Source organism: Bacillus sp. CECT 9360, assembly GCF_918741275.1.
GTDB lineage: Bacteria > Bacillota > Bacilli > Bacillales > DSM-1321 > Peribacillus.
On record NZ_CAKKNA010000002.1, the window covers coordinates 342020 to 360879 of the forward strand.

The 18860-nt window shown below is 41.8% G+C and carries 18 protein-coding genes and 1 tRNA gene; 12 read left to right on the plus strand and 7 right to left on the minus strand.

Translation table 11 applies throughout. From position 1 onward, the window contains the following. Positions 1 to 18: 18 nt before the first annotated feature. The 3 genes from LQ216_RS03670 to LQ216_RS03680 all read right to left on the minus strand — a co-directional run bounded on the left by LQ216_RS03670 (position 19) and on the right by LQ216_RS03680 (position 1770). Positions 19 to 741: an alpha/beta hydrolase-fold protein gene (locus LQ216_RS03670; RefSeq protein WP_230126782.1), complete on the minus strand. Its 723-nt coding sequence runs from the start codon at positions 739 to 741 to the stop codon at positions 19 to 21. A 119-nt stretch (positions 742 to 860) separates the two neighbouring features. Next, complete coding sequence (locus tag LQ216_RS03675; protein ID WP_230126888.1) at positions 861 to 1073, minus strand: hypothetical protein; 213 nt, start codon at positions 1071 to 1073, stop codon at positions 861 to 863. A gap of 151 nt (positions 1074 to 1224) precedes the next feature. Beyond that, positions 1225 to 1770, minus strand: a complete 546-nt coding sequence (locus tag LQ216_RS03680; protein WP_290369221.1) for a DsbA family protein — start codon at positions 1768 to 1770, stop codon at positions 1225 to 1227. Between the two features lie 229 nt (positions 1771 to 1999). Here LQ216_RS03680 and LQ216_RS03685 point away from each other — a divergent pair. Next, positions 2000 to 2071, plus strand: a tRNA-Val gene (locus LQ216_RS03685). A gap of 296 nt (positions 2072 to 2367) precedes the next feature. On the opposite strand, the gene LQ216_RS03690 is transcribed toward LQ216_RS03685, so the two are convergent. Next, positions 2368 to 3084, minus strand: coding sequence for a 3-ketoacyl-ACP reductase (locus LQ216_RS03690; protein ID WP_230126786.1), 717 nt, complete (start codon positions 3082 to 3084; stop codon positions 2368 to 2370). 284 nt (positions 3085 to 3368) lie between these two features. Between LQ216_RS03690 and LQ216_RS03695 the strand changes: the two genes are divergently transcribed. After that, positions 3369 to 4334, plus strand: a complete 966-nt coding sequence (locus tag LQ216_RS03695) for a S8 family peptidase (RefSeq protein WP_230126788.1) — start codon at positions 3369 to 3371, stop codon at positions 4332 to 4334. Between the two features lie 407 nt (positions 4335 to 4741). Here LQ216_RS03695 and moaA read toward each other — a convergent pair whose 3' ends face one another. Next, positions 4742 to 5761, minus strand: a complete 1020-nt coding sequence (gene moaA, locus LQ216_RS03700; protein WP_230126790.1) for a GTP 3',8-cyclase MoaA — start codon at positions 5759 to 5761, stop codon at positions 4742 to 4744. 24 nt (positions 5762 to 5785) lie between these two features. After that, positions 5786 to 6574: a formate dehydrogenase accessory sulfurtransferase FdhD gene (gene fdhD, locus LQ216_RS03705; protein ID WP_230126792.1), complete on the minus strand. Its 789-nt coding sequence runs from the start codon at positions 6572 to 6574 to the stop codon at positions 5786 to 5788. Between the two features lie 637 nt (positions 6575 to 7211). Between fdhD and LQ216_RS03710 the strand changes: the two genes are divergently transcribed. From LQ216_RS03710 to LQ216_RS03720, 3 genes are all read left to right on the plus strand, one after another. Next, positions 7212 to 8480: an OFA family MFS transporter gene (locus tag LQ216_RS03710; RefSeq protein ID WP_230126794.1), complete on the plus strand. Its 1269-nt coding sequence runs from the start codon at positions 7212 to 7214 to the stop codon at positions 8478 to 8480. A 75-nt stretch (positions 8481 to 8555) separates the two neighbouring features. Next, entirely contained in the window at positions 8556 to 8915 is a 360-nt protein-coding gene (locus tag LQ216_RS03715) for a DUF2294 domain-containing protein (protein WP_230126796.1), read from the plus strand. Positions 8916 to 9291: 376 nt separating this feature from the next. Continuing rightward, on the plus strand, positions 9292 to 11652 hold the full coding sequence (locus tag LQ216_RS03720) for an FdhF/YdeP family oxidoreductase (RefSeq protein WP_230126798.1): 2361 nt from the start codon (positions 9292 to 9294) through the stop codon (positions 11650 to 11652). A gap of 328 nt (positions 11653 to 11980) precedes the next feature. On the opposite strand, the gene LQ216_RS03725 is transcribed toward LQ216_RS03720, so the two are convergent. Beyond that, entirely contained in the window at positions 11981 to 12115 is a 135-nt protein-coding gene (locus LQ216_RS03725) for an FbpB family small basic protein (protein WP_230126800.1), read from the minus strand. Positions 12116 to 12360: 245 nt separating this feature from the next. Between LQ216_RS03725 and LQ216_RS03730 the strand changes: the two genes are divergently transcribed. From LQ216_RS03730 to LQ216_RS03760, 7 genes are all read left to right on the plus strand, one after another. Next, positions 12361 to 13203, plus strand: coding sequence for an ABC transporter ATP-binding protein (locus tag LQ216_RS03730; protein WP_230126802.1), 843 nt, complete (start codon positions 12361 to 12363; stop codon positions 13201 to 13203). Further along, positions 13136 to 13888: an ABC transporter permease gene (locus LQ216_RS03735; protein ID WP_230126804.1), complete on the plus strand. Its 753-nt coding sequence runs from the start codon at positions 13136 to 13138 to the stop codon at positions 13886 to 13888. The genes LQ216_RS03730 and LQ216_RS03735 overlap by 68 nt, the downstream gene beginning before the upstream one ends. A gap of 42 nt (positions 13889 to 13930) precedes the next feature. Continuing rightward, positions 13931 to 14941, plus strand: coding sequence for an aliphatic sulfonate ABC transporter substrate-binding protein (locus LQ216_RS03740; RefSeq protein ID WP_230126806.1), 1011 nt, complete (start codon positions 13931 to 13933; stop codon positions 14939 to 14941). A gap of 280 nt (positions 14942 to 15221) precedes the next feature. Continuing rightward, a complete protein-coding gene (locus LQ216_RS03745; RefSeq protein WP_230126809.1) occupies positions 15222 to 16208 on the plus strand; it encodes a Gfo/Idh/MocA family oxidoreductase in 987 nt (328 codons plus the stop codon). A 346-nt stretch (positions 16209 to 16554) separates the two neighbouring features. Next, positions 16555 to 17205, plus strand: a complete 651-nt coding sequence (locus LQ216_RS03750; RefSeq protein WP_230126811.1) for a DsbA family oxidoreductase — start codon at positions 16555 to 16557, stop codon at positions 17203 to 17205. An 18-nt stretch (positions 17206 to 17223) separates the two neighbouring features. Continuing rightward, the gene (locus LQ216_RS03755; protein ID WP_230126813.1) at positions 17224 to 17529 is read left to right on the plus strand and encodes an iron-sulfur cluster assembly accessory protein; all 306 of its coding nucleotides are present in this window, start codon (positions 17224 to 17226) and stop codon (positions 17527 to 17529) included. 109 nt (positions 17530 to 17638) lie between these two features. Next, positions 17639 to 18649 carry an acryloyl-CoA reductase gene (locus LQ216_RS03760; RefSeq protein ID WP_230126815.1) on the plus strand — a complete coding sequence of 337 codons (1011 nt, stop codon included), beginning with the start codon at positions 17639 to 17641 and terminating at the stop codon, positions 18647 to 18649. Positions 18650 to 18860 lie beyond the last annotated feature (211 nt).

The following is an 18860-nucleotide window of genomic DNA, read 5'->3' on the forward strand; positions in this document are numbered from 1 at the left end:
TGGAATAATTAACCTGACTTAAAAAATTTCCTTGAGTGCCCGTTTTAAATCAGGCTGCCAGTATTTCCACGTATGATTTCCGTCGAATTCATCGTAAAAATAAGAAAATCCTTTTTGTTTAAATATCTCGCTGATTCTGCGGTTCGGCTCGATAAAGTTCTTCTTTGTTCCCTCTGTCGTCGGCACCTCGGTTTCCTGTTTGCCGATGACATGATACAGTTCAATGAGGTGAGGGTGCTCAAAGTCCTTAACCGCTTGCAGGGCGGCATCGTTTATATAAGGAGATTGCAGAATGCATTTGCCGAATGTATGTGGATATTGTAAAGCCGTCAATAGGGAAACGGTCGCGCCAAGAGAGTCCCCGATTAAAGCCCGTCCCATTCCCATTTGATACGTGGGAAACTCTTTATCGAGAAACGGAACCAGCTCATGGGCGAGAAAGCGTATGTAGGCAGAATGCTTTTCACCAGAAGGATGATATTTGCTCCTGCGGTCGTGGACATCCCGGTAAGGAATACCGACAATGATTAGATTTTCGATTTCCTGCAGGTGATGCAATTCGTCAGCGACCCTTCCGATCCGACCAAGTTGAAAGTAATCCCGGCCATCCTGGGCAATAGCCACAGAATATTTATAGAGGGGAGAGAAATTTGCAGGAAGATAAATCAATAATTCAAATTCTTCCCCCAACTCCTTGCTCGTAAACGCATATTCTTTAATGGTTCCTTTAGGTATACTCATCGTCTCACACTCCTTATATGAATGTCGTATCGATTACGAACATAATTCTAGCATAAATAGGTGTGACTTTTCCTGTTAGAAGATTAATGAGAAAGTAAATATTAAAGCGAAGGTCACCATTATCCCAATTGTTTATAGCGGGGCTGAATCAGGCGAGCGGATAGAATGTTGGGAATTTTAAAGGTGCGTTTCATTTGCCGAAGAAAGCAGAAAGCCCGAATATATTCACCCTCTATTTCAAGGACGGAAATCCTTCGCTGTGAAATCGTTTCTTTTTCGGAAAGATAAATAATTTCCAATGGTGTTCCTTCTTCCAAGCTAAGCAGCAGCATCGTTTTCACATTCATAAACCTCCATTTCTCTGAATCTTAATTATATTATATGCGAACAAACGTTCTTTATGCAAATAAAAAGGAAACGAATGTTCTTATTTTTTGAAAAGGCACCATCCATAAAAATGGATAGTGCCTTAGGATCTCTATTTTAGTTTGCTGCTTCTTCATCCAGAATTCTTTCCAATGCTTCTTGCGTATGCAAGCCCTGGACGCGGCGGTTACCGATGAAAAAGGTCGGCACTGCTGTAATTTGGGCATCGTAATAGGCATGCTTCAGTGCCTGCTTATGATGCATTTCATATTTGCGTTCGGATAATGCTTTCTTGAACTCATCCCTGTTCAATCCTATTGAAGCAGCGGTATCGGAGAGAACATCAATGCTTGCGATATCCTTGCCTTGCTCCCAGAATTCCTTCAGGACAGTCTCCACATATTCATTTCCCTTGCCATTTTCCTTGGCGAAACGAAAACCTTCATGCGCCAGGTGAGTATGAGGGGTCGGATCCGTTTCTGGCATAATCATTTTCACGCCAAAACGTTCAGCCAGAGGGGCGATGGATTGTGTCCAGCCCTGCTGAAATTTTTCGCTTTTCGGAGATAATGTTTCAGCCGGATACGGACGTAGCTCAAACGGCATCCATTCGATCTCAACATCTCGTCCTTTCATTGCATCCTTAAGCGGAGCCTCCGCTATATAACAGAACGGTCAAACATAATCAGAATAGATTCGAACTTTCAACGTCATTTTATATTCCTCCTTATTTTCACTGTTTAGTTTATCAATATACAGTTGGGAAATACGAATGAAATGCTTGGACTGATAAAGGAATTAAAAAGAAGGGGAAAATATCATTAATGAGGTTGACTTTTTTCGGACAAAACATATAATTAGATATGTGCTTTAAGAAGACTATCCTTATTACGATCCGATAGTTCAGCGGGAGAATACATCCTTGACAGGGATGGGGTCGGGGGTTCGAATCCCTCTCGGGTCATACCATTAGAGGTACATTCCTTGATAGAGGAGTGTACCTCTTTTTTTGTTTCATCAAATTTTTAGGCAGGCAACTATATAGCGACTAAGGCATATAGAAAGTAATAACAACCTTGTTTATACAGTTGAAGAAAGGGATTGTTGAAGGATATTGATAGTGAAAGTCTAGTAAGAAGCAAGCAACAAGGAATAAATAAATATAAGGAGCAGCCGGTATCGGCTTGCTCCTTTTTAAATATCCAAAGGAAAAGAATTACCCTTAGTGGCGTCGATCGGTCTCCGGGCTTGCTGGATTTCTTAAGGATTTGTAGACCACATGCCTGCTGTTTTTACAAAGACCCGCGGATTCAGCTTTAGCTGGGCTACCATGAATTCAGCAAGGTCTTCGGGTTGCATGACTTTTTCGGGATTGCCGTCGGTCAGATTTGTCTCAATCGCTAAATCGGTTGCCACTGTACTTGGAGTGAGGGCACTGACGCGGATGTTGTGCTTGCGCACTTCCAGCATTAATGATTCGGTCAGCCCAAGAACAGCGAATTTGGATGCGCTGTATGCGCTTGTCACGGCAGCACCTCTTTGGCCGGCAGATGAAGAAATGTTAATGATGTCGCCTGCTTTTTGCTCAATCATTCCTGGCAATACCGCACGGGTTACATTATATACTCCCATCAGGTTGACTTTGATTATATTTTCCCATTCTTCGGGAGTGAGTTCCATAAATCCGCCAAATTTAGCAATTCCGGCATTGTTAATTAAGATATCGATCGTCCCGAGGTCTGATTTGATATGCTCAACTGCATGACTGACAGCATCAAGATCGGCCACATCGGCAGAAGCTGCTGAAACATCAACATCATATTGCGCCAAATCAGCAGTCACCTTTTCAAGATTGGACATATTCAAACCAATCAATCCAACGTTTACGCCTTCTTGGGCCAGTGCAATAGCTGCAGCCCGGCCGATTCCCCTGCCGGCTCCTGTGATTAAGGCAGTTTTTCCTTTTAATGAACGCATGTAATCACTCCTATATAATATTTGCGAAACCATCATTTATTTCATTCCACTGTAATAATTTACCCCAAGTGACCTGGTTATTGCACGAAATAAGATTGCCGAAAATGACAAGTTTCTTTATAAAAGAAGAACTTTCAGCTACGTAAACGGGTCCCCGCTACAAAAACCAAAATCCCGCTACTAAAAATAGACCAAGGTTTATAGCAAAAGCTTGTCTCCCTTCATAGCATATATAAACCTGCATCAATATTTCTAGATTCAGATTATGAAGGGAGAAGATAGTATTGCCAAAAGTTCATTTAATACCCTTCCAGATAGAAGCAATAGCAGAAAATACTTTTGAAGTGCCCCCGGGTATAAAAATGATTCGTGCACGTTCTGTTTGGAGAGAAGGGTTTAAAGGTGAAAACATTGTAGTAGCCGTAATAGATACTGGCTGCGAGCAAGGTCATATGGATTTAGCTGGTCAAATAATTGGTGGTTATAATTTTACGGACGATTTTAATGGTGACCCTGCCAACTTTGCCGATAATAACGGTCATGGAACTCATGTCTGTGGTACCGTTGCTGCTGCAGAAAATGGTGATGGTGTTGTAGGTGTAGCACCAAAAGCGAGGTTGCTGGTGCTTAAGGTGTTAACCGGAGCAGGAGAAGGAACAACAGAAAACATTGCTTCAGCTGTTAATTATGCCGTCAGATGGACAGGCCCTAATGGAGAGAAAGTACGGGTTATCTCTATGTCCTTAGGCGGACCGGATGATGATCTGGCTTTACATTCTGCGATTAGCAATGCGGTACAAAATAATATTATGGTTGTATGCGCTTCAGGAAATGAAGGAGATGGTGATTCCGAGACAAATGAGTACAGTTTTCCAGCGGCTTACCCGGAAGTTGTTGCAGTAGGCTCGGTTAATCCGGTTAAACGGATATCCAGCTTTAGTAATTCTAATGGTGAAGTGGATTTAGTGGCCCCCGGGGAACATGTTGTATCAACTTATCCTGGTAACCAATATGCCGCTTTATCCGGTACATCCATGGCCGCTCCGCATGTCTCAGGGGCTGTTGCACTTTTGACTGATAAATTTGAGTCGATGCGTGGTTCAAGATTATCAGAACCAGAAATATTTAAGGAACTATTAAATAACACAGTTTCGTTGGGCTATCCGAAGACACTTGAAGGAAATGGTTTGCTCAATTTAAATAACAAGAAATTAGAAAAATTAAAAAAACTAATAAAGATGCTCGGGTAGCTTCTACCAATAAACAGCTCTACTTTTAGTTTAATTAATGCAAGATTTTTGCGAGTTTAATCACAGGGAATGGTTTGATAGGGGATGAACAGATTTAGCTCCGGTTTACATTAAACCTGTTCACTATCGTAAAAAGGGATATTGGATTGAGTCGGTGCAGTCAATAAACAAGAATTGTAACCTTAAATTCTGCTTAAGAACATTGTTAATCAACAGGCGCATATTAATATCTTAATATAATAATTATCGCTACAAATAAACAAATTCGAGATGGTTTCTTATCACTTTTTTTAAAATATATAGAGAAGGCCTGAGCGGCAAAAAGAAGAACACCCCAAATGGCGAATATTATTCAAGATTTTCCATTTGGGGTGATATTAATCAGTCATTTAAATTGCAAGCATACCTTATCCACCGATATGGCTCATTTCAATTTTCTTGTGAGTGGTGCTTGCTGTACTGCGTTCTTCGGAATAGCGGTCTTTGCGCACGTTCCAGAGCTCTTGCAAAAGACTTGCCAGCTCTTCGTCTGTCAGTTCAGATCGAAGAGGGGATCTGAGATCATGTCCCTTTGAAGCAAACAGACAGGTGTACAGCATTCCGCTTGCGGACAGACGGGCCCGGTTGCAGCTGGAACAGAACGCATCGGAGACGGATGAGATCACGCCGATCTCATCATTGGATCCAATATAACGATAGCGGCTGGCTACCTCTCCTGTGTAGTTTGGGTCAATCGGTTCCAGTGGCATGACTTGGCTGATGTCGTCGATGATTTGCTTTTTCGGGTAGACGTCATCGAGCTTCCACTCGTTTGTGTTGCCAACATCCATGTATTCAATAAAGCGGAGGATATGTCCTTTTTCGCGGAAGAATTTGGCCATTGGAATGATTTCCGAATCGTTCATTCCCTTTTTAACGACCATATTTATTTTCACTTGCAAGCCTGCTTCACTGGCAGCATCAATTCCATCGAGTACCGTTTGAACGGACACGCCGCGGCCGTTGATTTTCCCGAATATTTCATCTTTTAAGGAGTCCAGGCTGATGGAAACCCGCTTTAAACCGGCCTCTTTCAACTCACGGGCGTACTTGGGCAAAAGTGAGCCGTTCGTTGTCATTGCAATATCTTCTACACCGTGGATACTTTTGATTTTCCTAATAAGCTCAGCCAGATTGCTTCGCATTAAAGGCTCCCCGCCGGTGATGCGGATCTTTTTAACTCCTAAGGAACCGACAAATATCTTTGTTAGCCGTTCCAGTTCTTCGAAGGAAAGAAGTTCATTTCTTTTTAAGAAGGGATAATCCGGGCCAAATATTTCAGCAGGCATACAATAGGTGCAGCGGAAATTACATTTATCTGTAACCGAGATTCTTAAATCTCGAAGAGGGCGGTTGAAATAATCATATACCGTCGGTTCTGTTAGCACTGGCTTTTCCCTCCCTCGAACATTCTATTTTGTGATTCTTTCCGGACATGAGTATATATTGAATGATTTTCCGCGAATAAAACCGACTGCCGTGATGTTTAAATCATTGGCTAGCTTAATGGCCAAGTCAGTAGGTGCCGACTTTGACAAGACGATACCCACACCGATCTTTGCTGCTTTCAATAAGACTTCAGAAGAAATCCGGCCGCTAAATACAATGATCTTATCGCGGACAGATACACGGTTCATAATACTATATCCAAATAATTTATCCAATGCATTGTGCCGGCCAATGTCAGTACGCACTGCAACCATTTCTTCAGGGGTACATAGTGCAGCATTGTGAACACCGCCAGTTTCTTGAAAAACCTCGGAACTATTTTGCATCTCGTTCATCAGACGAATACATTGAGCTGCTGAAATCGTCGTGGTTGATGTCGATGTTTTTGCTGTTTTCGCATCATTGTGAAAATAGAATTGGCGGCTTTTTCCACAGCATGAACCAATAAAGCGTTTCGAGTAATATTCCTGGCTCGTGACTGTAGCTGCTTTTAACTTTACGTAAGCATAACCGCGGCTTTCGTCGATGCTGATGGAATCAATATCGCTATAAAAACGAATCGCACCTTCAGACGCTAAAAAGCCCACGACCATCTCCTCGAAGTTCGTTGGAGTGCAGACTATGGTAGCAAACTCTTCATCGTTCAAAAAAACCGTCAACGGAAATTCATTTACAATGACATCTTCCACCTCAAGGAACTCTTCATTTGTGTACTTTGTGATGGTATACTTTTCACTCATATTTTCAAGCATTGTTTTCACCCTATTTTTTTAGAATTATATAAATCTAAACATACACTAAACTATTCTGTCCATCGTGTAAAATCGGTGTGTGATTTCTTTTTGGCAGAGAGGAAAGTATATATTTTCCTCTCTGCATAGGACAACTACGTCTTTGTCTTCGTCTTTATGGGCTCGTCACTCGACGAGTTTTCTTTAAGGTATTGCACAGATTTTCATAAAGTGATAATATTTTTTATAGTTCATAAATTTGTCACATTCTGATTCGAGATAGCGATCCTGTCGTCGGTTAAAGTGTAACGAGAATTGAAAGCGATTTACTGTTGGTCCGATAGTAGCGAAACCTGCTTGAAACTAACCGTCAATTTTTCTCTGGATGTACATGCCCTGATTGTATGCACATGCAGAGAGGTTGGCGGTTATCTGTTTTTAAAGACCTCTTTTCTTTGGCATTTGTGAATAACGCCGGGATAAAGGTCTCCATGCATGGAAAGTGGAGTACATAAAAAGGGTTCTATCAGGTTCTTTTTCTTACATTTCTATTGTTATAGATAATCAGAAATGAACCTTGTCCGTTACGGAACGGGGAATTTTCAAGTTGGAATAGCAGATGATGTGAAAAAGAGCCACACAATTAGGGGGAAGACAGATGAAAAAGACAAAAAACCGCTGGCTGATCGCGGCATCGGCAGTGGGAATTCACATTTCCATTGGATCGGTGTACGCCTGGAGCAACTTTACAGATCCATTGATCGAGGATTTCGGATGGACTGCGAAACAAGTACAATTAACATTTAGTTTAGCAATTTTATTTCTGGGTTTATCCGCAGCATTCCTGGGACATTTTGTTGAGAAACACGGACCGAGAAAAGCCGGACTTCTTGCAGCAGGCTTCTTCGGAGCAGGGATTATAGGCGCTGGATTCGCTGTTAGCCTTGGGTCACTGCCATTATTATATTTAACTTATGGAGTTTTAGGCGGAATTGGTTTGGGAGTTGGATATATTGCTCCGGTTTCCACTTTGGTGAAATGGTTTCCGGACCGTCGCGGCCTGGCAACAGGACTTGCGATTATGGGATTCGGTTTTGCGGCTGCGATTTCAAGCCCGATCATGGATACATTGATTAAATCCGTTGGTACAGCGAATACGTTTTACATTTTAGGTGCGTCTTATTTTATTATCATGACATTATCATCATTATATCTAGAGAGACCACCTGTCGATTGGGCGCCAGAAGGCTTTAAAGAGAAAGTTCAATCAGGCAAAGCAAGAATTCAACAAGATCTATCTCAATTAACAGCTAATGAAGCGATTAAAACATCCCGTTTCTATTATTTATGGATTATGCTGTTCATTAATGTAACATGTGGAATAGCGATTTTGTCTGCGGCGAAGCCGTTAGCGCAAGAGAGCATCGGACTATCGACAGCAGAAGCAGCGGCACTTGTTGGGATATTAGGCCTTTTCAATGGATTCGGCCGTCTTGCATGGGCATCGATCTCAGACTACATTGGTCGTCCAAACACATATACGATTTTCTTTGCATCACAAATTATTTTATTTACATTGCTGCCCCACACAAAAGAAGCGATTCTTTTCCAAATCATGCTCGCAGTTATCTATACGATGTACGGCGGTGGGTTTGCAGCGATTCCGGCATTTATCGGTGACATGTTTGGAACGAAACAGCTTGGTGCGATTCACGGATACATTTTAACCGCTTGGGCCGCTGCAGGGTTGGCTGGTCCAATGTTTGCAGCATGGATGAAGGATACAACAGGAAGCTATGCGACAAGCTTAACGTTCTTTGCCGGTTTATTTATAGTGGCATTAGTGGTTTCCTTGCTCATTCGCCTGGACATTCGCCGGCTGCGTCGATTGAATGAGGCATCACAATCACAAAAAATGGCTGGTTGATCCCTTTTCTAATAAAGTTTCGTATGATACAATACCTAACATGTTAAAACCTGTAGGGTTGACAGGGAGGATATCGTGAATAAATACGAAGCAGAATTTAGCAATATAGTGCGTTCCTTTCGGAAAAAGCATATGGGCAAAGGACCAAGCAAAATCACCACCACTTTTTGTAAAAACTGGGCTATTTGTGAGATGGAGGGAAATCTCTCTCCAGTTGAGAAATTTATGGCCTCTGCCAATGAAGGAAAGCAGGCATTGCGATCAGCCAGAACCGAAATGGTCAAAGATATGTATCGTAAGAACCCACCTGTAGAGATGGAAGAGTTCTTAGGATGTAAATTTAAAGAACTGTTTGTCGATATAGATATAGATCGCGATTTTGGCATGTCGATCTTCGTGTTCGACGAAGACATTCAGGCAAAATTTAATAACTAGGTATGGCACTTGGTAGCGAACCTGCAAAAGACTAACCACCGTCAGAACTCAAAAGCTTCGAGTTATACGGTGGTTTTTCTTTTTGGCTCTGTTAAACGATAATGTTGTTTTGGGAAGGGAATCTGCGAGACTCCTGCGGAAAAACGGGCTGGCAAGACCCCGCAGCGAGGTACGAGTGAGGAGGCTTGACAGTTCGTCCGCGGAAAGCGAGTAGATTCCATGACCATTTGAAAATCAACAATGGAATTTAACAGAGCCTTCTTTTTTATACAAGGTTGAATCAGTAATTATTACAATTGACAAATCGGAAATTAAGCGTGTTCTTATTTTCCTTTTATATACTAAGATTAAGAGAATTTATTGGGAGTGTTATAGAATGGGAAAAACAAAACATCCAGGACCACAGAAGAAAGATAAAATGCCTGCACCCAAGCATTGGGTAAGTCCGATTCCGTTTGGGCTTACGAAAGTAAAGCCGCACCATATAAGAGATACTATGAAAATAGTTTGGGACAACAAAGATAACTTAGGATATGCAACGAACATCATAACGAAAGGTGTTTGTGACGGTTGTGCTTTAGGAGTATCCGGTCTTTCTGACCAAACTTTAACAGGACCGCACTTTTGTACAACGAGGTTGAATGTACTTCGTTTAAATACAGTGGGTGCGATTGATCCTGATATTCTTCATGCAGATATCGATGAACTAAGAAAATACAGCAGCACCGAGCTTCGTAAACTGGGCCGCATTCCATATCCGATGATTCGCCGAAAAGGAGAGCGGAAGTTTTCCAGGCTTACTTGGGACGATGCGATGGATATGATCGCTGGAAAAATGAAAAAGCTGGATCCGAAACAGTATGCGTTTTACTTAACCAGCCGGGGAATTACAAATGAATCCTACTATGTAGCAGGAAAAGTTGCCCGATTCCTAGGTACAAACAATATTGACAATGCCAGCCGTATTTGCCACTCTCCTTCAAAGACAGCGATGAAGCGTTCGATTGGGGTAGGGGCATCGACAGCAAACTACCTTGATTGGATCGGCACAGACGTCCTCTTGTTCTGGGGAAGTGTAGCGTCCAATAGTTCACCTGTATCGACAAAGTATATGCTCGAAGCAAAGAAAAAGGGAACGAAAATAATCGTGGTGAATCCTTACAAAGAACCAGCCATGGACAAGTATTGGATTCCTTCGAACCCTGAATCCGCATTGTTCGGAACAAAAATCGCAGATGACTTCTATCAAGTCAACATCGGTGGGGATATTGCTTTCATGCACGGAATTATGAAACACTGGTTTGACATGGAAGAAAGTCGGCTTGGATCAGCAATCAACCATGAATTTGTCAATGACCATGTAAACGGATATGAAGAATTAAAAGCAAAAGTCCAGGAACAAAGCTGGGAAGATATTATGACATCATCTGGTGTGACAAAAGAGCGGATTATTGAATTAGCTGAGCTGCTTGCGAATAGCAAAAATGCCGTATACGCCTGGGCACTTGGCTTGACCATGCACTCGTTTGCAACAGATAACATCTCACAGGTAGCAAACCTTGCATTGCTGCGCGGACACCTGGGCCGCAAGTATGCCGGCCTAATGCCATTCCGTGGACACTCTTCTGTACAGGGAAGTGGAGAAATGGGGGCTGACCCATTTGTGCTTCCTGGTGGAGATTTCTATGGGGAAAACATTCAACGAATCGAAAAATTGTGGGGATTTGATTTGGCAGAATGGCAAGGAGATATTGTTGGCGTAACGTTAGAAAACATCGTATTGCCGGAAGATCACGAACGTAAGATTAAGATGTATTACCTTTCTGGTGGTAATTTCCTTGAAACGATGCCTGATCCCGATTTTGTGGAAAAAGCTTTATCTGAACTCGAGATCCGTGTACACCAGGATATCATCCTGAACACCTCTACTCTTGTGGATGCCAAGGAAGCAGTTATTGTCATTCCTGCCAAAACCCGCTATGAGCAAGAAGGGGGCGGTACATCGACTTCCACAGAGCGGATGGTATACTTTAGCCCAGAAATCGAAGGAAATAAGAACCAGATTGAAGAGGCTCGTGCGGAATGGAAAATCTATATTGATCTAGCCAAACGAATTAAGCCAGAAACAGCCCATTTGGTTGATTTCAAAGATGGGCAAGAAATCCGGGATGAAATTGCCAAGGCTAATCCAAACTACGATGGAATCCAGGACCTCAAAAAAGCAGGAGATGTATTCCAGTGGGGCGGAGCATGGTTATGCGAAGACGGAATTTGTCCGACTCCAGATGGCAAAGGAACTCTTATTAATGTTGACATTCCTGACCTCGGTAAAAAAGAAGGTCAATTTATTGTTACTTCCCGTCGCGGTAAACAATTCAATTCCATGGTTTACAATGAAGTGGACCCGTTAAATGGTGCAGGCAGATACGATGTATTGATGAACAAAGAAGATGCCCAAGAATTGAGCATTGCTGAAGGGGAAGGGATTGTATTGTACAACGGCTTTGGTGTATTCCAAGGAAGAGCGAAGTTTGTTGACATCGCCCGTGAAAATGTTGAAGTTCACTTCCCTGAAGGAAACTTCTTATTGCCAAGAGGCCGTTACGAGAAATTTGCAGGTATTCCTGATTATAACATCACGGTTACACTTGAAAAAGCCGACAGATACAATGCCCGTAAAGATGTTGAGTATAATGAAAGACATATTGCAGAAGATGATCTTGATGCTCCGGCATAAAAAGTACGCTTAAAGCAATTTATCAGCTTGCAGATAATCCGACTGGATGAATCTGCAAGTTTTTTTAATAGTAAAGAAGTGCAGAATGTATTCAAACTAAGGAAACCGAGATTAGAAGGTTTCGAAAATAATTAGTCACTTACAAGTGAATCTTGGGATGCCGTTTATCCAATGGAAAATAATCTACAGGAAAAAATGTAATGTAATCGAAATGATTTTGGTAGAACATTAGTGTAAAAAATGAGAGGGTATTCCAAATGAAAGATTCGGAACATCCTCTCACTTAATATCAATTTCAAAGAATTTCGATGTTTTTTTACATTGCTGTCTACGCAAGCTTCTTGAATTCATGCCGTTTTTCGATACTTTTGTCTATTTTTTCTAATGCTTGCTTGTCACCCAGCAATTCTTTTTTATTCTCTTGAATTAATTCTTCTAGGGATTTCGTTAACTTCCTGCGCATACTAACACTCCTTCCATTCTTCATAAGCTTATGGCTGAAAATACTGTATATTTAAAATAATAAAACATTTAAGCGATAATAACGGTTAAATTATTGACAGTTTTATGACTCTTCGAAATTTTATGAAATATAAAATCGCTAAATATCTATATTTTCTAGATCACAGTTGACAAAAACGACTATTTTCCGCATTATATATACATAAAACCTATAAAACTACTTGGATTTAACACGAGGTGAATAATATGTATTTGACGATAGATGGGATTGAAAAGAGCTTTTTAAATGAAAAAAAAGACAAAGTACAGGTGCTCGATGAAATTAATATTAATGTTGAAAAGGGAAGCTTCGTGTCGATTGTCGGGCCATCGGGCTGCGGGAAATCGACCCTCCTTTATTTAATTGCCGGACTTGAAAAGGCTGATAAAGGAGAGATCCGTGTAGCCGGAAATAAGGTGACAAAACCAGGACCGGACCGGGTTGTCGTTTTCCAGGAAGCAGGATTGTTTCCGTGGCTGACAGTCCTTGAAAATGTCACATATGGCTTAAAGATAAAGAAGATGCCCAAAGAAGAAGCGAAGGCGAAGGCAATGGACATTTTAAAAATGGTCCACCTTAGCCGCTATGTGGATTCCTATCCCCATCAGCTATCCGGAGGCATGAAGCAAAGGGTTGCCATCGCAAGGGCTTTGGTGATGGAACCAGACATTTTGTTGATGGATGAGCCATTTTCGGCACTTGATGAACAAACAAGAATGGTATTGCACAGAGAACTGCTTGAAATTTGGAGAAAAACAAAAGTAACGATCTTTTTTGTCACCCATAATATTCGTGAAGCCGTTCTCCTCTCGGAACAGGTTATCGTCTTTGCTACGCGCCCGGGGAAAATCAAGGAGACGATTTCCATACCATCGATGAAAGATGGCGTCATGCCGGACAGTGTTACCTTAAATACCGAACAAAGGATTCTGTCCATTTTGCAGGAGGAAATCGAAAAAGTACTGAAGGAGGAAATCGGAGATGATTACAGCTTTAAGACGAATCATATTCATCGGAATGATAGCGGTGATATGGGAAGTAACATCTAGACTTTCCGGTCTTCCTGAGTTCATGTTTCCGAGCCTGACCCAGGTATTCGAAACACTGTTTAATGGATTGATAAGCGGACAAATAACAGCAGCGATTGGGAAAAGTCTCGGTCGCATTCTGCTTGGGTTTACCATTGCGATTATTATAGGCCTTATTTTAGGTTACTTCATTTGGCGTTATAAGCTCATTGAAGATACACTTGGTTTTATCGTAACGGCCTTGCAGTCAATTCCGAGTATTGTTTGGTTTCCATTGGCGATCATTTGGTTCGGGTTAAATGATTTCTCGATATTATTTATTGTCACCATTGGAGCGACCTGGACGATGACCGTAAATGCAACAAGCGGATTCAGAAATGTTCCCCAGCTCTATCAAAGGGTTGCGAAAACATATGGATCAAGCGGTTTTCATTTTCTGCGCACCGTTATCCTGCCAGCCTCCGTTCCACAAATTATTTCCGGTTTGCGTATCGCCTGGGCCTTTTCCTGGCGCGCGTTAATGGCCGGTGAATTGCTCGGCGGCGGCGGCGGCCTTGGTCAATTGCTGGAAATGGGAAGATCGCTCGGACAAATGGATCTGGTTATTTCGGTCATGATCATCATTGCGGTCATAGGAACGATTGTAGATAATGTCGTTTTCTCCCGTCTGGAACGCAATGTCCAAACAAAATGGGGGATTAGCTAACAGCATTCAAAGAAAATCACAGAAGAATAAGGAGAGAAAATTATGTTTAAAAAATCAATGTTCTACCTTTTCATTTCCGTATTGTTTATTGGAATAGTAAGCGGGTGTGCGCAATCGGGAGATGATGGATCGAACGGTTCCGGCGAAAAAAACGTGAAGATTGGTTACTTTCCAAACTTAACGCACAGCGCGACCATCGTTGCTCTTGAAAAAGGTTATTTTAAAGAAGAATTTGGTGAAGATGTAAAGATTGAAACAAAAACGGTAAGTAATGGCGGATTATTTATGGAAGCTATGGCGACAAAGGCAATCGATGTCGGTACAGTCGGTCCTGGTCCTTTGCTAAACTTCTACGAGAAAAACCCTGAATACCATCTTATTTCCGGTGCGGTAAATGGTGGTGCTGTCCTTGTTGCAAATGAAGGAAGCGGTATTAAAGACCTGGCTGATTTGGATGGAAAAAAAGTTGCGATCCCTGTTATCGGAAGCACTCAGGATGTCATGCTTAGAAAGGCGCTTCAAGAAGTAGATTTAAAACCAAAAACAAACGGCGGTACCGTTGAATTGCATGCAGCAGCACCTGCCGATACTGCTTCACTTTTCGTTCAAAAATCAGTCGATGCAGCAGCAACCCAAGAACCTTGGGGCTATGTACTTGAAAATCAAGCAAAAGGAAAATTGTTGCTGGATTGGGATGAATTCGCTTGGGGAAAAGAGTCGACAAATACGGTAGTGGCCGCGAGAAAAGACTTTCTTGAAAAAGAAGATCTAACTACATCTTATTTGAATGCCCATAAGAAAGCAGTAGACTTTATCCAAAATAATCCTGAAGAAAGCCAAGAGCTGGTAATTATGCATCTTAAGGAATTAACTGGTAAAGAGTTAAACAAAGAAGAAGTTGCAGCCGCATTTTCACGCTTACAGGTAACAACAGAGGTTAATGAAAAAGTCATTCAGGAAATGGCGGATATCAGCAAAGAAGCTGGATACGTGACCAGCAGTGATATTGACGGCTTAATCAATCAGAAATTGCTTGAGGAAGTTAATAATTAAATGTTTTGCGGCAGGAGCGTTGATAAACAGCGCTCTTGTCGTTTTTATTTTTCACTAAAAAATACGGAAGTTTAATGGAAGAAAAGAATAATCAGAGAATGTTTGTGTAACAGCAGAATTGTAAATTTTGCAACAAAACGCTTTCCATTTTGACTGACTCATTTTTCCTTTCTGCATAAGTGCAACTACGCCTCTGTCTTCGCCTTTAAAAAGCTCGCCAATCGACGAGTTTTCTAATAAAATAGAGATATTGCTTTATGAAAGAGGAGGAGATTTTTTAATGGTTCGTTTCGGGATAGTCGGTACTAATTGGATAACAGAAAAGTTTTTGGATGGTGCCAGTCTGGTAGAGGATTTTACATTAAATGCAGTCTATTCTCGTACAAATGACAAAGCCGTGGAGTTTGCTGAAAGATATGGTGTGGAGAACACGTTTACCGATTTAGAGAGCATGGCAAAAAGCGATTTGATTGATGCCGTGTATATTGCCAGCCCAAATTCCTTGCATGCCGAACAGGCACAAATCTTTTTAAGAAATAAGAAGCATGTCTTATGTGAAAAGCCTATTGCATCGAATAGCCACGAGTTAAAGCAAATGATTCAAACAGCGAAAGAAAATAATGTTCTATTAATGGAAGCAATGAAATCCACTTTCCTTCCTAATTTTCAAAGTGTACAAGAGAATTTACATAAAATCGGCACGGTACGAAAGTTTTTTGCGAACTACTGTCAGTATTCCTCCCGTTATGATGCCTATAAAGAAGGAAAGGTATTGAACGCATTTAAGCCTGAGTTTTCTAACGGGGCATTAATGGATATTGGGATATACTGCATTTATCCGCTCGTGGTTTTATACGGGAAACCTTCACGTGTCCAGGCGAATGGCTTTCTTTTGGATACGGGTGTCGATGGGGAAGGTAGTGTGCTTCTCACTTATGAAGGCATGGAAGCAACCGTAATGTATTCTAAAATTACTGATTCCACACTGCCATCTGAACTCCAAGGAGAAGATGGAAATATCAGGATTGATCGGATCTCTACTCAAGAAAAAGTTGAAATTCACCGCCGTGACGGATCGATTGAAGATATTACCGTCCAGCAAGTTAGTAACGGAATGTACTATGAAGCTAAGGAATTTGCTGATTTAATTCAGGCAGGAAAGATAGAGTCGGATAAAAACACTTTTAGCAATTCAATGATTGTAATGGAGATATTAGATGAAGTCCGAAAGCAGATAGGGGTCGTTTATCCAGGGGACCCGAAATAATAAGTTATCTTCTGTTTAATGCTTCCGCTTTTCGCGTTGTTTTAGAAAATATAAAATATTTCCTTGAATGTAAAGAATTGGTGTCCAACGCCTAACCTCGACGCACAGGACGTGCAAGTGCCGACGTCGCCACAGGACGTGGCGGTCTTAGTCGGCCTCGGGTCATAAGCCAAACCGCTGTTTCGCTTTAGCAACTGCCTCCTCGCGGTTCGTCTTATGCTTGTCGGGGCTGACCAAGGCGCTTCCGCTTTTCTTCTTATATCAAGCAACTTATTAGACATCCTATATCTATAAGAGTATAAGATATAGATACCAATAAAATCTTTAAAGATGGAAGGGTTGCACGATGTCACTTAACATAAAAGTCTACTCCGATTATGTGTGTCCGTTCTGTTTTCTGGCAGAAGAGCCGTTAAAAGAGGCAGTTAAAGGGAAAGATGTAGAAATTGAATGGATGCCTTTTGAGCTTCGGCCATTTCCTAATAAAACCTTGCTTCCAGAAGAGGATTATTTGCAAACCACCTGGAAGCAATCTGTCTATCCAATGGCAGAAAGGCTTGGAGTCGAGATCGTATTGCCGAAAGTATCCCCACAGCCATACACTCACTTAGCATTCGAAGGATTTCAATATGCGAAGGAAAAAGGCAAGGCCAATGAATACAATGACCGGATGCTTCGCGCCTTTTTCCAAGAGGAAAAGGATATCGGTAATGTCGAAGTGCTTACCGAATTAGCAGGCGAACTTGGTCTGGATCGGAACGAGTTCAAACAAATCTTGGACACAAGAAAATATAAAGAAGCGCATCAGAAAGCTCTCGAGCATGCTTATAATGAAGCGGATATTCAGGCGGTTCCGACATTCATAATCGGAGAAACCAAGACCGCGGGGATTCTCTCAAAAGAAAAATTAGAAGCAATCATTGAGGACGAGCTTAAAAAGCAAAAGCAAGACGACTTTCCGGAAGGCCTCGCCTGCGGAATTGACGGTTTTTGCTAAGAAACTGGAGGATGAAATATGAACTGTAAAATAAATCGCAACGCAGCAAAAGAAATAAAAAAAATGTTAAGCACTGAAGAAGCTGAAGGGAAAATGATTCGTGTTTTTGTAACGATAAACCACGTAGATCATGCCCATTATGACCTGAAGCTAGATACTCCGACAGAACATGATGAGATTGTGAAAACGGACAAAGACATCGATGTGATTCTTGATAAGCGCGAAGATTTTCTCGATGGAGTCTGGATTAAGTACTTTTATGTGCCAGAGGCAGGTTTTGAAATCACAAATCCAAATAAAGAAAGCCATGGCCACCGCCATTAATTTCTGCAGCCAGGACCGGTAAAAACTTGCCGTCCTGGCTGTTTCTTTTTTGACCAGCCGCTTCAACTTTGCTATCGTAAAAATATACTAAGTGGAAGGGTGATATATAATGGGAGAGCAATTTAAAGCATTGTTTGTAAATAAAACGGAGAGTGATTTTTCCGTAAACATCAAGGATCTTACATTAAATGAACTGCCTGAAGGTGAAGTGTTAATTAATGTTGCATACTCCAGTGTCAATTTTAAAGATGGTTTAGCATCCATTCCAAAAGGCAATATTGTAAAATCCTATCCATTTATCCCCGGAATCGATTTGGCGGGGGTTGTCGTTTCCTCTACAGATTCCCGGTTCCGAGAAGGCGATGAAGTCATTGCGACAAGTTATGAGATTGGCGTCTCCCATTATGGCGGTTATAGTGAATATGCCCGGATCCCCGCAGAGTGGATTGTTCCACTTCCAGAAGGTTTAACGTTAAAAGAAGCGATGGTTTATGGAACAGCAGGCTTCACGGCTGCGTTATCGGTTCAGCAGTTGGAGGACGCCGGATTAACCCCTGAAAAAGGAAAGGTACTTGTTACCGGAGCGACAGGAGGGGTTGGAAGCATAGCGGTTGCCATGCTTGCCAAAAGAGGATACCACGTTGTAGCCAGTACAGGAAAAGAATCCGAACATGATTTTCTACATAAGATCGGCGCAAAAGAAGTGCTTTCTCGGGAAGAAGTATATAACGGGAAATTGAGGACACTTGATAAACAGGAATGGGCAGGTGCCGTCGATCCTGTCGGCGGGGAAACGCTTGCGGCTGTTTTAAGCAAACTGAATTATGGTGGAGCGGTCGCTGTCAGTGGCTTAACCGGCGGTACATCCGTGCCGACTGCTGTATTCCCATTCATTCTCCGCGCCGTCAAACTATTGGGGATAGACTCCGTGAATTGCCCGATGGAAGTACGCAAACCATTATGGACCCGGATGGCTACGGACTTGAAGCCCGATCACCTGTTGGAAGATATTCAAAAGGAAATAACTCTCGAAGAACTGCCTGACGCCCTGGGTGTTATTTTGGCAGGGAAGGCCAGAGGAAGAATGATTGTGAAGTTAGGGTACCCAACCCACAGTTAAGAAAAAGACATAATTGCTACACTGCGCTCGCATTGAATTCGATCCAGATAAAAATTTTTATAAGAGCCTGCTTCTCTTTTATAATAAAGGGTTGCAGGCTCTTTCTATTCTTCTTGGTCTATTACGATTTCATTCTGCTGTGAAGCATTTCAACGGTCATTGGCAGTTAAATCGACTGTTAGAGATGAAAGATAACACAGTGAACTTATAC

What these genes read in the sequence shown, in the direction of transcription:
- LQ216_RS03720 (WP_230126798.1), top strand. Translation starts at nt 9,292, where the DNA reads ATGGGAAAAACAAAACATCCAGGACCACAGAAGAAAGATAAAATGCCT.
- fdhD (WP_230126792.1), bottom strand. Translation starts at nt 6,574, where the DNA reads ATGCTTGAAAATATGAGTGAAAAGTATACCATCACAAAGTACACAAAT.
- LQ216_RS03750 (WP_230126811.1), top strand. Translation starts at nt 16,555, where the DNA reads ATGTCACTTAACATAAAAGTCTACTCCGATTATGTGTGTCCGTTCTGT.
- LQ216_RS03735 (WP_230126804.1), top strand. Translation starts at nt 13,136, where the DNA reads ATGATTACAGCTTTAAGACGAATCATATTCATCGGAATGATAGCGGTG.
- LQ216_RS03690 (WP_230126786.1), bottom strand. Translation starts at nt 3,084, where the DNA reads ATGCGTTCATTAAAAGGAAAAACTGCCTTAATCACAGGAGCCGGCAGG.
- LQ216_RS03730 (WP_230126802.1), top strand. Translation starts at nt 12,361, where the DNA reads ATGTATTTGACGATAGATGGGATTGAAAAGAGCTTTTTAAATGAAAAA.
- LQ216_RS03670 (WP_230126782.1), bottom strand. Translation starts at nt 741, where the DNA reads ATGAGTATACCTAAAGGAACCATTAAAGAATATGCGTTTACGAGCAAG.
- LQ216_RS03740 (WP_230126806.1), top strand. Translation starts at nt 13,931, where the DNA reads ATGTTTAAAAAATCAATGTTCTACCTTTTCATTTCCGTATTGTTTATT.
- LQ216_RS03745 (WP_230126809.1), top strand. Translation starts at nt 15,222, where the DNA reads ATGGTTCGTTTCGGGATAGTCGGTACTAATTGGATAACAGAAAAGTTT.
- LQ216_RS03675 (WP_230126888.1), bottom strand. Translation starts at nt 1,073, where the DNA reads ATGCTGCTGCTTAGCTTGGAAGAAGGAACACCATTGGAAATTATTTAT.
- LQ216_RS03710 (WP_230126794.1), top strand. Translation starts at nt 7,212, where the DNA reads ATGAAAAAGACAAAAAACCGCTGGCTGATCGCGGCATCGGCAGTGGGA.
- LQ216_RS03760 (WP_230126815.1), top strand. Translation starts at nt 17,639, where the DNA reads ATGGGAGAGCAATTTAAAGCATTGTTTGTAAATAAAACGGAGAGTGAT.
- LQ216_RS03755 (WP_230126813.1), top strand. Translation starts at nt 17,224, where the DNA reads ATGAACTGTAAAATAAATCGCAACGCAGCAAAAGAAATAAAAAAAATG.
- LQ216_RS03725 (WP_230126800.1), bottom strand. Translation starts at nt 12,115, where the DNA reads ATGCGCAGGAAGTTAACGAAATCCCTAGAAGAATTAATTCAAGAGAAT.